Source organism: Streptomyces sp. NPDC056061 (genome assembly GCF_042266885.1).
GTDB lineage: Bacteria > Actinomycetota > Actinomycetes > Streptomycetales > Streptomycetaceae > Streptomyces.
Genome location: NZ_JBHJWQ010000032.1, coordinates 18,130 through 31,823, shown reverse-complemented (window position 1 = coordinate 31,823; position 13,694 = coordinate 18,130). Strand labels below are relative to the sequence as shown.

Annotated in this window: 9 protein-coding genes; all 9 read left to right on the top strand. The window is 67.8% G+C overall.

Translation table 11 applies throughout. The features are described 5' to 3' along the window. Positions 1 to 28 precede the first annotated feature (28 nt). Positions 29 to 1,525: a class I adenylate-forming enzyme family protein gene (locus ACFC79_RS32060; protein WP_376247507.1), complete on the top strand. Its 1,497-nt coding sequence runs from the start codon at positions 29 to 31 to the stop codon at positions 1,523 to 1,525. After that, positions 1,522 to 3,555 carry an aminodeoxychorismate synthase component I gene (pabB, locus tag ACFC79_RS32055; RefSeq protein ID WP_376247505.1) on the top strand — a complete coding sequence of 678 codons (2,034 nt, stop codon included), beginning with the start codon at positions 1,522 to 1,524 and terminating at the stop codon, positions 3,553 to 3,555. Before ACFC79_RS32060 ends, pabB begins: the two co-directional genes overlap by 4 nt. Positions 3,556 to 3,599: 44 nt before the next feature. Further along, on the top strand, positions 3,600 to 4,919 hold the full coding sequence (gene rfbH / locus ACFC79_RS32050) for a lipopolysaccharide biosynthesis protein RfbH (RefSeq protein ID WP_376247504.1): 1,320 nt from the start codon (positions 3,600 to 3,602) through the stop codon (positions 4,917 to 4,919). Positions 4,920 to 4,962: 43 nt separating this feature from the next. Further along, the gene (locus ACFC79_RS32045) at positions 4,963 to 6,642 is read left to right on the top strand and encodes an ABC-F family ATP-binding cassette domain-containing protein (protein WP_376247501.1); all 1,680 of its coding nucleotides are present in this window, start codon (positions 4,963 to 4,965) and stop codon (positions 6,640 to 6,642) included. Between the two features lie 204 nt (positions 6,643 to 6,846). Then, complete coding sequence (locus tag ACFC79_RS32040; protein WP_376247499.1) at positions 6,847 to 7,473, top strand: TetR/AcrR family transcriptional regulator; 627 nt, start codon at positions 6,847 to 6,849, stop codon at positions 7,471 to 7,473. A 49-nt stretch (positions 7,474 to 7,522) separates the two neighbouring features. Continuing rightward, a complete protein-coding gene (locus ACFC79_RS32035) occupies positions 7,523 to 8,716 on the top strand; it encodes an MFS transporter (RefSeq protein ID WP_376247496.1) in 1,194 nt (397 codons plus the stop codon). A 48-nt stretch (positions 8,717 to 8,764) separates the two neighbouring features. After that, positions 8,765 to 9,664, top strand: coding sequence for a hypothetical protein (locus tag ACFC79_RS32030; RefSeq protein ID WP_376247493.1), 900 nt, complete (start codon positions 8,765 to 8,767; stop codon positions 9,662 to 9,664). A 178-nt stretch (positions 9,665 to 9,842) separates the two neighbouring features. Next, positions 9,843 to 11,201, top strand: coding sequence for a serine hydroxymethyltransferase (gene glyA, locus ACFC79_RS32025; RefSeq protein ID WP_376247491.1), 1,359 nt, complete (start codon positions 9,843 to 9,845; stop codon positions 11,199 to 11,201). 102 nt (positions 11,202 to 11,303) lie between these two features. Beyond that, positions 11,304 to 13,691 (top strand): amino acid adenylation domain-containing protein, encoded by a 2,388-nt coding sequence (locus tag ACFC79_RS32020; RefSeq protein ID WP_376247488.1) that lies wholly within the window; start codon positions 11,304 to 11,306, stop codon positions 13,689 to 13,691. The last annotated feature ends 3 nt before the right edge of the window (positions 13,692 to 13,694 follow it).

Here is a 13,694-nt window from a genome sequence, read left to right as displayed (position 1 = left end):
AGGGCATATCCATGGAACCGGGAGATCCATGAACAGCGATGCATCTCTTCTGGCCGCGCGTCTCGCGGACGGGGGCGGCTGGACGGACATGGCCGCCGTCATTGACGAACAGACGGGTGAAATCCATCGGCACGGGGATGTTCACGCCCGTGCCCGGATTCTCGTCGATGAATTCCTCGAACATGGGATCGGTGCGGGTGATCACGTCGGATTCCTGGTGGGTGACCGGCCCGAATGGATGCCCGCCTTCCTCGCCCTGAACGCCATCGGAGCCGTTCCGCTGGTCGTGAATCCGGACCTGGACGAGCACGTGCGGTCGAGGATGCTGGGAATTCTTCCCACCGAGTTCGTGCTCTCGTACCGGGAGCGCGGGCTGCACGTCGAGCGCCGCGGTACGAGAATTCCGGCCGGTCACGACGACCACGGGAGCGGGACGGCGGACTTCCGCTACTACCTGTACAGCTCTGGCACGACCGGGATTCCGAAGGCCGTGGCACATACGAGTGCCGATCTGCCCTTCTTCTACGATGCGGTCGGCGGCGTGAACGGATTGGACATACGGGCGACCGACACCATCGTCTCGCTCTCGCAATACTATTTCACGTACGGGTTCAACAATCAGTTCGTCTATCCGCTGTTCAGCGGCGCCGCGGTCGTACTCAGCCCACAGCGCAGGAACGAGGAGAAGTTCGCCGACGCCCTGCATCGGCATGGCGCCACCCTGGCGTTCTCCGTCCCGTCGGCGCTCGCCAGGCTCGCCGACCACATCGAGCGGGCGGCCGTCGAACGTCCGGCGGGACTGCGGGCGATCGTCTCCGCGGGCGAACCCCTTCCCGACGCCGTCGCCGGCCGCCTGGAAGACCGCTGGCAGGTCCCGGTACTGAATCAGATCGGCTCCACGGAAGTGGGCAACGCCTTCTGCGCGAACGGAGTGACGCGCCGGGCCGCGGGCACCGCCGGTCTCGTCTGTCCCGGCTATGACGTGGAACTGCGCAGCGACCCCGATTTCCCGCTTCCGGCGGCCGGACCGGAACACAAGATCGGCGCGGTGTGGGTGGCGGGACCGACCGTCCCGCACCATGCGGTGACCGCGGACGGGACGAAGGAGCTGCTCGTCGACGGGTGGCTGGAGACGAAGGACTACGGATACTGGGCCGACAACGGCGGGCTCGTGGTCGTCGGCCGCACCGACGACTTCCTGCACGTCGGCGGCATCTCCATGTCGGCGGTCGAGATCGAAGCGGCCATCGGCAGCTGTGCGGGCGTCGCGGACTGCGCCGTGCTCGCCCCCCTTGCCGACGGCGTCTCCACACTCTGCGCACTCGTGGTCCTCGCCCCGTCGGCCGGGGACCCCGAGGAGTTCTTCACCGCGCTGCGGACGCACCTTCGCCGGAATCTCGAACCCTTTCGCGTTCCGAAGCGATGGACGCCCGTGGCGGAGATCCCGCGCACAGGAAGCGGAAAGATCATGAGGCACGAGCTGATTTCTGCGCTCGGCCGCGAAAAACCTGGAATGGTCCGATGACTCGTATCCTTCTCGTCGACAACTACGACTCCTTCACCTACAACATCTGGATGTATCTGAGCGAGCTCCCGGATGTCGAATGCGTGGTCGTCAAGAACGACGACCCGCTGTCGTCGATACGCCTGGAGGAGTTCGACGGCATAGTGATCTCGCCGGGTCCGGGAAGCCCCGACGTACCTGCCGACGTGGGAATCTCCCGCACACTCGTGACCTCCGTGGACCTGCCGATTCTCGGCGTCTGCCTCGGACATCAGCTCATCGGCAGTGTGCACGGCGCAAAGGTCGGACCGGCGCCGAGGATCATGCATGGCAGGACGTCCCGAATCCGCCAGAGAGGTGACCGCCTGTTCCGCGGTATGGCCGAGGAGTTCGCCGCGGTCCGGTACCACTCCCTGGCCCTGTCGGGCATCGAGGAGCCGCTGCGGGTGATCGCCGAGGACGAGGACGGTGTCGCCATGGCGATCCGGCACGGCGACAGACCGGTATGGGGTGTCCAATTCCATCCGGAGTCGATTCTCAGCGAGGACGGAAGGACTCTGCTGCGCAACTTCGCCGAGATCGTGGAGGAGAGCCGTGGCACATCGCCCGACCGTGCCGTCCGCACCGGTGCGATCGACTGCATGTGGGTGTGCGTGGACGCACAGGCCGACGGCCGGGACCTCTTCGAAGCGTTCTGCGGTTCGTCGACGGAGAGCTTCTGGCTCGACAGTTCCGACACCGGTCGGGCGCGGTTCTCCATCATCGGCGGGTTGCCGGGCGCCCGGTCGACCACGGTGAGTTACCGCGTGGCCGACGGTCGCACCACGGTGACGGAGCCCGGCGGTTCGGTGCGGTACGTCGACGCCGACATCTTCAGCTTTCTGAAGGACCAGCAGCGCATCGTCTGCGTGGACAGGGAGAAGCTGCTGCCGTTCCAGTTCCGCCCAGGTTTCGTCGGCTACTTCGGATACGAACTGCGAGCGGATACGGAGAGGATGACCGTCTCCCGGCATTCGCGGCTGCCCGACGCGCGCTTCCTGCTCACCGATCGCTACGTGGTCGTCGACCATCGTGAGAGCAGGGTCTATCTGCTGTTCGCGTGCGGCCCCGGTCTCGGGGAACGCGCCGATGCGCAGGAGTGGTTCGAGAGCGCGTCCCGCACGGTGGCGCGGGCGGGCGCGTCGCATCCCCGTGGCAGGGCGGCGACGCCCCGTGCCAAGCCGGGCGATGTCGTCTTCCGGGACAGCAAGGAGGCGTACCTGGCGAAGATCCTGAAGTGCCAGGACCACCTGAGCACCGGTGACTCATACGAACTCTGCCTGACCAACACCGCCTCGATATCGGGTGAGTTCGACGCCGCCGAGACCTACACCCGGCTGCGCGCCGCCAGCCCGGTTCCCTACGGCGCGTTCCTGCGGACGCCGGAATTCTCGGTGCTCTCCGCCTCGCCGGAGAGGTTCATGACCATAGACGGCGACCGGTTCGTGCGGGTGAGTCCCATCAAGGGCACGCGCCGGCGCGGCGCGACCGAGCACGAGGACGCGGCACTGAAGCGGGAGCTCGCGAGCGACGAGAAGGAGATCGCCGAGAATCTCATGATCGTCGACCTGATGCGCAACGACCTCAGCCGTGTCTCCGAGATCGGATCCGTGCGGCCCGTCGAGCTGTTCGGGGTCCACACCTTCGCGTCGGTCCACCAGATGGTGAGCACGATCGAGTCGAGACTCCGGGACGACGTCACGGCGGTCGACTGCATCCGCAGGGCGTTTCCGCCCGGGTCGATGACCGGCGCGCCGAAGCTGCGCAGCATGGAGATACTGGCCGCACTGGAGGGTGAGCCGAGAGGCATCTACTCCGGCGTGCTCGGATGGGTGTCCCTCGACGGACGCACCGACTTGAGCGTGGTGATCAGGACCCTGGTCCTGGAGAAGGACTCCGCGTCGTTCGGAGTCGGGGGCGCCATCACCCTGCTGTCGGACCCGGAGGCGGAGTACGCCGAAACCCTGGTGAAGGCGACCGCCCCGAAGTCCGCCTTCGGGGGCCTCGATTGACCGAGCACGTCCGAGACCGCACAGGTGACCCATCAGGAGGCAGTGTGTCCGCCGGCAGCGACAAAGACCAGATTCTTGAGCTCACCCGCACCTACCACCGGACCGGTGTCACGGAGGAATTCGTTCCCGGCGTCACGCCCATCTGGCCCTCCGGCGCGGCCCTCGACGAGGACGACCGTGTCGCCCTGGTGGCCGCGGCGCTGGACATGCGCATCGCCGCCGGTGTCACCGCGAAGAAGTTCGAACGGGGCCTGGCGCAGTACCTCGGGCTGCGGAAGGCGCATCTGACCAACTCGGGATCGTCCGCCAACCTCCTTGCCGTGTCGGCGTTGTCCTCGCGGCAGCTCGGCGAGCGGCGGCTGCGCCCCGGCGACGAGGTCATCACGGTGGCCGCGGGATTTCCGACCACGGTGAACCCGATCGTCCAGAACGGCCTGGTTCCGGTGTTCGTCGATGTCGAGCTCGGCACGTACAACACCACGGTCGAGCGGGTGGAGGCGGCCCTCTCGCCCCGTACCCGGGCGATCGCGATGGCCCATACGCTGGGCAATCCGTACCAGGTCGCCGAGATCGCCGCACTCGCCGAGGAGCACGACCTCTACCTGATCGAGGACAACTGCGACGCCCTCGGCTCGACGTACCGGGGACGGCTCACCGGAACCTTCGGCCACTTCGCCACGGTCAGCTTCTACCCCGCCCACCACATCACCACGGGGGAGGGTGGCTGCGTGCTCACCAGCGATCTCGGACTGGCACGGCTCGTGGAGCAGTTGCGCGACTGGGGCCGGGACTGCTGGTGCGAGCCCGGCCAGGACAACACCTGCTTCAAGCGTTTCGACTACCAGCTCGGAACCCTCCCGCACGGCTACGACCACAAATACATTTTCTCCGAGATCGGATACAACCTGAAGGCGACCGATCTTCAGGCGGCGCTCGGCCTCAGTCAGCTCGGCAAGCTGACGGAATTCGGCGAGATTCGGCGCCGGAATTGGAATCACCTGCGGAAGGCCCTGGACGGGCTGCCCGGCCTGCTGCTGCCCGAGGCGACCCCGGGGAGCGATCCCAGCTGGTTCGGATTCGTGCTGACCGTGCTGCCGGACGCGCCGTTCACCAGGCAGGAGTTGGTGGCCTTCCTGGAGAATCGGCACATCGGGACCCGGCGGCTGTTCGGCGGCAACCTCACCCGGCATCCCGCGTACATCGGGCGTGACCATCGGATTTCCGGTGAGCTGACCAACACCGATGTCATTACCGAGCACACGTTCTGGGTGGGGGTCTATCCCGGACTGAGTATCGAGAAGATCGATTACGTGGCGGAGAGCATCATCGAGTTCGTGAGGTTGCGCGGAGGCGGGGCGGCGTGAAACCGGAGCATCTTCGTATCACGCCCGTGATAAGATCGCGTCCGTGGGATATATCGACGTCAACTCTGTTTCTTACGGACTGCCGGACGGCCGGGTGCTGCTGGACGAGATCTCGTTCCGGGTCGGCGAGGGGACGAAGGCCGCGCTGATCGGTGCAAACGGGTCCGGGAAGACCACGCTGCTCCGGATGATCGCCGGAGACCTGGCACCTCATGACGGAGCGGTGAACCGGAGCGGAAGCCTCGGCGTCATGCGGCAGTTCATCGCCCGTGAGGGTGACCAGGTGCGCGATCTGCTCCTATCCGTGGCGGACCCGCGCATCCGGCGGGCGGCGGCGACCGTGGACAAGGCGGAAGCGGCCATGGAGGCGAAGGGGGACACCGCGGCGCAGATGGCATACGCCGACGCGTTGACCGAATGGGGGGACGCCGGGGGCTACGACGCCGAGGTGCTGTGGGACGTGTGCACCACGGAGGCCCTCGGCATGCCCTTCGACCGGTGCCAACGGCGAGCCGTGGACACGCTGTCGGGCGGCGAGCAGAAGCGGCTCGTGCTCGAGGCGCTGCTGCGCGGACCCGATCAGGTGCTGCTGCTCGACGAGCCGGACAACTTCCTCGACGTCCCCGGCAAGCGATGGCTGGAAAACCGCCTGATCGAGGTCCCGAAGACCGTTCTGTACATCAGCCACGACCGCGAACTGCTCGCCCGCACGGCGCAGAGCATCGTCACGATCGAGCTCGGTGCGGCGGGCAACACCGCCTGGGTGCACCCCGGCGGTTTCGACACCTACCACCAGGCCAGGGTCGAGCGGTTCGAGCGATTCGACGAGCTGCGCAACCGCTGGGACGAAGAGCGTGCCAAGTTGCGTGCCCTGGTGCAGATGTACAAGCAGAAGGCCTCCTACAACTCGGACATGGCCTCCCGGTACCGCGCCGCGCAGACCCGGCTCGACAGGTTCGAGAAGGCCGGACCGCCCCCCGCGCAGCCACGCGAGCAGCATCTGTCGATGCGGCTGCGCGGCGGGCGTACGGGCAAACGGGCTGTGGTCTGCGGAGGTCTCGAACTCACCGGTCTGATGAAGCCGTTCGACCTGGAGGTCTGGTTCGACGACCGGGTCGCCGTGCTCGGTTCCAACGGCTCGGGCAAGTCGCACTTCCTGCGGCTGCTCGCCGGCGGCGGCAGCGTCCCCGAGCCCGAGCACGAGCCGGTGGGTGACCTGCCGGTCGAGCCCGTGTCGCACACGGGGGTGGCGCGTCTGGGTGCGAGGGTGCGCCCCGGGTGGTTCGCGCAGGTGCACGGACGGCCCGATCTCGCCGGCCGCACGCTCGTGTCGATCCTGCACCGCGGCGACGAGCGCCGAGAGGGGCTGCCGCGCGAGGAGGCGTCGCGGGCGCTGGCCCGATACGAGTTGGCGGGTGCGGCCGAGCAGACCTTCGACTCCCTGTCCGGGGGGCAGCAGGCGCGTTTCCAGATCCTCCTGCTCGAACTCGGGGGCACGACGCTGTTGTTGCTGGACGAGCCCACCGACAACCTCGACCTCGTCTCGGCCGAGGCGTTGCAGCATGCCCTCCGCGGCTTCGAGGGGACCGTGCTCGCGGTCACCCACGACCGGTGGTTCGCACGGGACTTCGACCGGTTCCTGGTCTTCGGCTCCGATGGCACCGTCTACGAGTCGCCCAAGCCGGTGTGGGACGAGAAGCGTGTGGCCCGGCGCCGGGGGTGAGTCCTCGGCCGGGCGGGGTGGCGGGCGGTGGCTCCCGTGCGGTGCGCACGTGCTCCGCCGGTGATTCCCGTCATCCCGTGCCGAGTTCTCGTGATTCCGGGACGGAGATCATCTGTGGCCCGGCCCGGGGGCTTGTGAGGCCCGGCCGAATTGCCGGCGCACGCTCGCCCCCCGTTGGTGTCACACCTGTGATACTGTTTGGCAATGCCAGCTCGGATTGACCTCGAACAGCGCCGCAAGGACGTTATCGAGGCGGCTTTTCGCCTCTTGGTCGCCGAAGGCCTCAGCGGCTTGTCGCTGCGGAAGGTCGCTGCCGAATCGGGATTGAACATCGGTTCGGTGCGCCACTACTTCGATGATCACCGCAATCTTCTTGTGGCGGCTGTGACCGAGGTCGGTAATCGCATGGGGAAAAGGCTCACCCGGTATCCGACCGACGCATTGGCCGGACTCACGGGTGAATCCGCCGTGGATGCCCTGCAGGAGCGGTTGGAGGAACTGCTGCCGATCGACGAGGAACGTCGCGTCGAATCGATCGTGCTCACGGAGTTCATCGTCGCCTCCCGGGTGAATCCGATTTTCCGCCCGGTGACCGAGCAAATGGCCGCCGATATGCGCCTGGTCATCACGGATGCCCTGCGCGTTCTCGACGTGCACGACCCGGCCGAGGAGGCCGAACGGCTCATCGCGCTCCTGGGCGGTCTGGTCCTGGACTCGGTGACGCCGCACGGCTCGCTCAGCGTCGAGCGCCTTCGCGCGACGCTGCAGGCGCACCTGCGATCGGTCCTGGTGACCGCCCCCGGTGCCGACGCCGCACCGATCCACGACTGACCCGACGTCTGCGTGTCGGGCACGGTCGAAGTACCTAAGGAGACCCGTTGTGCCCGCGTGGCTGTTCGCGCTGCTCGCTGCGGCTTTTGTCCTGTACACCGATGATTATGTGATCGCTGGGGTCCTGCCGGAGATCGCGCGAGATCTGGACGTCAGCGAGGCGCACGCCGGTCAGCTGGTGACGGTCTTCTCGCTCACCGTCGCCGTGGCCGCGCCGATCGCCGGAGTCACCTTGGCGCGGGTGTCCCGCCGTTACCTGTTCACCGGCACGTTCGTGGTCTTCGTGGCGGCGAACCTGGTGGCTGCCACGACGACGAGCTTCGGGCTCCTGGTGGCCCTGCGGATCGTGGCGGCGCTCGCGGCGGCGTCGTCGACTCCGGCGGTGTTCGCCTTCGCCGCCGAGCACGCTCCGGGAAGCCACATCGGACGGTACGTCGCCGTCGTGGCCCTCGGTGTCACGGGCTCGATCGCGGCCGGAGTGCCGATCGGCACCTGGATCGGCGGCCATTACAACTGGCGGGCCACCTTCGTCGCCATGGCGGTGGGCGGGGTCCTGGCCCTGGCCTTCCTGCTCGCGACCCTGCCTCGCAAGGGCACCGAGGCGGGCGAAGTGCCCGGCATCCGGGAGCAGTTGCGCACCCTCGCCGCGCCGCCGGTATCGCTCGGGCTCCTGGCGAACTGCGCGCTCATGACCGGTTCGATGATGATGCTCACGTACATGGCCCCCTATCTCGCCGCGGTGAGCGAGGCCAGTGTGGACCAGCGCGCACTCGCGTTCAGCCTGTCGGGGCTGGCCGGCATCGTCTGCATCTGGGCCGGTGGGAAGGCCACCGACCGATGGGGGCCGGACCGCGCCCTGGTCATCGGAATCAGCGTCTTCACCGGAATCATGGTGACCCTCGGGCTCCTCTGGTTCGTACGTCCCGTGCCCTTCTCCGTCCTCCTCGTGGTGGGCACGATCTGGGGAGGCATGGCCTTCTGGAATTCCCCGGCCATCCAGGCGCGTCTGTATCTGCTCGCCGGACCGGTCGCCGCTCAGGCACTGGCGCTCAACACGTCGAGCACGTACCTCGGGGTCTCGCTGGGCGGGGCCCTCGGCGGACTGGCCCTCGGCAGCCTGGGTGCCGGAGTGTTGCCGGCCGTCGCGGCCGTACTCGGACTCAGTGCATGGGCGCTGCTGGCACTCGCCATCGGCGCATCGAAGAAGACACCGAGCAGTGCGGAAACGGTGGTGGGGCTCTGATCTCCCGCACGGCCGAAGATTCCCGCAGGAGCGAAGGGTGGAGTTTCCATGACGACGTTCATATTGTTCGGCCCCGCCGACGCCGCAGTGGATTTCCGCGGATACGAGCCGATGCTGCGCAGCTCGGCGGTCGCGCAGTCGGTCTACCGCGAGTTCGCCGGAGCGGTCGATGTCCCGGTGGACCACCTCATCGAGGGAGAGGTGCCGCACCTCCATCCGGTGCTGCTGCGCTGGATCCGGCAGACGGCCGCCATGGTCGGCGTGGGGCGGATCCTGGAGCACCGGCACGGGGCGGCCTTCGCGTACGGCGGTATCTCGTTGGGCGAGCTCGCCGCCCTGCGCTCCTCCGGAGCGGTTTCGACCGAAATGGTCGTCAACTTCCTTCGCGAGAGGCACCTCCAGGACACCGACCGGGACGAGGCCATAGGCTTCGCGTTCGTGCCCGCGCCGGTGGACTGGCGCTATTACGAGCAGCCCGGACGGATGACCATCTCCTGCGACTTCGGTCCGGTCCTCGGCGGCGCCGGCCGCATGGTCATGGTGTCCGGCCTGCGTTCGGCGCTGGAATCGGCGCGTGCCGAGGGTCCCGCCGATCTGCAGGTCGTGGAGCCGTCCCTCGCGCATCAGGCGTATCACTCGCCGTTCCGTGAGCCCAGTCGCCGACGTCTCGAATCGCTGCTGAAGGAGCACCCGCTCAGCCGCCCGCGAACTCCCGTGGTCACCGCGATTCCGGGGATGTACACCCTGTCCTCCGCCGCGGAGGCCGCGCAGGCCCTCGTCGTGAGCGAGACCCATTCCCTCGACGTTCCGGGCCTGGTGGCGGCGCTACGGAATTTCTCACCCAGCAAGATGTATGTGATCAGTTCCTTCCTGCGTCAATTGGAGATTGATTTCCATGCGGCGACCGAATATGTTGATGATTCCTGGCTGAAGCAGAATTTCGGCTAGTTTCGACCCGCCCGGCGTGAAAGGGCGCACTCGGCTTCGTGCCGGTCCGCGAAAAACGCCGTACAGCCCGTGAAGGGCTTCTCTCGGCACCTCTGCGTGGCCGAGAAGATCCCAGTAATGGATTCCCTGCCTTATTCGGCGCGACCTGCACCGCGCGATCGCACTTAAGGAATCTCCCGTGTTTGAATCTGGGCAACCGACAAACCCTACGACCAGGTCCATCGCCGAGCTGGGCTGGGATGTGCTGACGCGAGACGATCCGGATCTCGGGGCGCTCCTCGACGCCGAGGCGCATTACCAGACCGCAAGCCTGTCGATGGTCGCCTCGGCCAGCATGGCCCCGCCGTCCGTGCTCTGCGCGCATGGCACGGTCCTGTCGAACGTCACCGCCGAGGGCTATCCGGGGGCGCGCTACCATCCGGGCGCCGTGCACTTCGACGCGATCGAGACACTGGCCGTCGAACGCGCCAGGCGTGTCTTCGGCGCCGAGTACGCGAACGTCCAGCCGCACTCCTGCTCATCCGCCAATCTGGCGGTCATGGGGGCGCTGCTGCCCCGTGGTGGCAGGATTCTCTCGTTGGATCTCGATTCCGGCGGACATCTGACACACGGCGCCGCCGCGTCGGTCAGCGGCACGTACTACGACGTGGCCCACTACGGCGTCGGACCCGACGGACACCTCGACTACGGCGCGATCCTCGACCGCGCGCTCGAACACCGCCCCAACGTGATCATCGCCGGAGCGAGTGCCTACCCCCGGTGGATGGACTTCTCCCGGTTCAGGGCCATCGCGGATCGTGTCGGCGCCTATCTGCTCGCCGACATCTCCCATATCGCCGGACTGGTCGCCGCGGGGCTGCACCCGAGTCCGGTCGACTACGCCCACATCACCACGACCAGCACCTACAAGCAGCTCGCGGGCCCCAGAGGCGGGCTGATCCTGCTCGGCAAGGACCACCGTCGGACCGCGCCGGACGGACGCACCGAACTGTGGAAGCTGATGCAGCGCGCCGTGTTCCCCGGGTTCCAGGGAACGCCAGACCCGTCCTCGATCGCGGCCAAGGCGCGCGCCCTGGCCATCGTGTCGAGCGGCGCCTTCCAGGCCACGATGAAACGCGTCGTGGACAACGCGAAGGCGCTGTCGGACGAACTCGTGGCGCTCGGGTACGACGTCCTGACCGGCGGCACGGACAACCACATGGTCCTGGTCGACGTCCGGAGCGCCGGGCTCACCGGCATCGTGGCGGAACGGGCGCTCGAGGAATGCGGAATCCTGGTCAACAGGAACAAGATTCCGGGAGATCCTTTCCCGCCCGCGGTGGGAGGCGGCCTGCGTTTTGGTACCAATGTCCTTGCGCAGCGTGGAATGGGGCCGTTCGAGGTTCGCGCCTGCGCGGGAATCATTCATGACGTACTCTCCGGAATCGACGTCCGGGATTCCAGTCATTACGCAATGGACGGGGCGCTCCGTGATGCGGCGCGCGAGCGCGTGAAAGTGCTCTGCGCGCGTTTCCCGCTGCAATTCGATGACAAGTAGCCGACCCGACCCGATCGGAAGGTGGCACAGGGCATGAATTTCGCCGGTTCCATGGCTCAGTCGGCGTCTCGTTTCTTTCCTCCGGGGCCGGGATTCCGTTCGGTGCGGAACCGGGGGCTGCCGGGCGAGCGCCTGGAACGATCGCTCGACGTCGTGTTGCCGCCGGAGAGCCGGGAACCCTCCCGTGCCTCGATCCTGACGGTGGCGCTGGCCGTTCTCGTCCATCGGTACACCGCCCTCGACCGGGTCCCCGTCGACGTACTCGACGGAGGGGACGCACTCGTTGTCACCCTCACCGACGAGTCGAGCACCGCCGATCTCGTGGCAGGGCTGAGCACCGCCCCGCGACCGGATCGCGAACCCGCCCCCTTCGCCCTCTCGTTCACCGGCGACGGCGGCGGCGACGGCGGCGACGACGGTGGCGGTGGCGCGAGTGGGGACGCCTCGGCCGCACGCGGGCCGGGCCCCGCCGCCGCGCGCGAGCTGGTCCTCCTCGCGGACCCGGGGGCGTCCACGGTGACGCTCAGTTTCGATGCCGCCGGATTCGACGACGCCTACGCCGACCGGGTCGCCGGTCACTACGGGGTGCTCCTGGACCGGATGGTGCGCGACCCGGACGCCCCGGTCGCAGGGCTGGACATCCTGACGGCCCGGGAAGCCGACACCATGCTTTGCGCATGGAACGACACGGACACACGGCTGACCGAGGACATCTGCCTCCACCAGGCGTTCGAGGCCCGGGCCGCGAAGGATCCCGACGCGGTGGCCGCCGTTTTCGGAGCCGCCTCGTGGTCGTTCGGCACGGTGAATCGACGGGCCAACGAATTGGCCCACCGCCTGATCGAACACGGAGTCGGGCCGGATGCCAGGGTGGGGATCCATCTCGAAAGGACCCCTGATCTCCTCATAGCGATCCTGGGCGTACTGAAGGCCGGAGGGGCGTACGTACCCCTGGATCCGCAGTACCCGCAGGACCGTCTGGAGACGATGGTCCTCGGCACCCGCTGCGAGGTGGTGATCAGCAGCCGGGCACTCGACCGGACCCTTGCCGCACAGGTGCGCCACCGGCTGCTGGTCGACGACCCCGCAAGCCGGTCCGGCGCGCCCGCGGAGAACCCCGTCACCGGGGTGCGCCCGGACAACCTCTGCTACGTCATCCACACCTCGGGCTCCACCGGAGCGCCCAAGCCGATCGCCCTGTCCCACCGCGGCGTGCTCAACAACCTCGCGGATCTCAACGCGAGATACGGGGTGGGCCCCGACGACGCGGTCCTCGCACTGTCCTCGCCGAGTTTCGACATGTCGGTGTACGAGTTCCTCGGCATCACCATCGCGGGCGGCACGGTCGTCATCCCGGAGGCGGAGGCCGGACACCATCCGGCTTCGTGGTGGGAGCTCGTCGACCGGCACGGCGTCACGGTGTGGAACACGGCACCGCCGCTGATCGAGCTGTTCCTGGACTTCGTCGAGGTCGGCGGCAGCCGCCCGCTTCCGCTGAGGCTCTGCATGACCGGCGGGGACTGGGTGCCGGCGGCGATGCCGGAGCGGTTCCGGAAGGTCGCCCCCCGTCTCAGGTTCGTGGCGTTGGGCGGCGCCACGGAAGCCTCCATCCACTCGACCGCCTACGAGTGGGACGCGCCCGAGCAGTGGGGCGGCGGCCACCTCCCGTACGGTCGTCCGCTGGCCAACCAGCGGACGTACATCCTCGACGAGCGGATGATGCCGGTACCGGTCGGCGTCCCCGGAGAACTCTGTCTCGCCGGGGCCGGCCTGGCCCGCGGGTACCTCGACCGCCCGCAGGAGACACGTGCGCGGTTCGTCCGGTGGTTCTGTGGCGACCGGCTCGCGGAACGTGTGTACCGCACGGGGGACATGGCGAGGTTCTGGCCCGACGGGCTGATCGAGATCCTCGGGCGGAAGGACTTCCAGGTCAAGATCAACGGGATCAGGGTGGAACTGGGGGAGATCGAATCCGCCCTGGCCGCGCATCCCGGGGTCAAGCGTGCGGTGGTGGTCTCCCGGACGGCTGCGGACGGGCATGCGACGCTGGTCGCGTACGTGACCCCCGGGCGCGGCGCGGCGCTGGACTACACGTCACTGTTCGACGCGCTGCACGCTCGGCTCCCGAAGCACATGATTCCCGCGTCGATCGAGATCGTGGACGCGCTCCCGCTGAACAGGAACGGCAAGGTGGACCGGCGCGCGCTGAGTTCACCGGCGCGCGAGAGTGCCACCGCCCCGTCAGCGCCGCGGCGGGACCCGGAGCGGGCCGGGGGCTGGTACCGCGTGGTGCTCGATGCGTGGCGTGACGTCCTGGGCTCCGACCGTCTGGACGGTCACGACAACTTCTTCGAGAGCGGCGGTGATTCCATGAAGGCGATCAGAAGCATGGTGCGCATCGACCGACGGTTGCGCGTCTCCGACATCTACAAGCATCCGACCGCCGCCGCCCTGTCGGATCACCTGACCGAACGCTACGGCGAGCACTGAGGG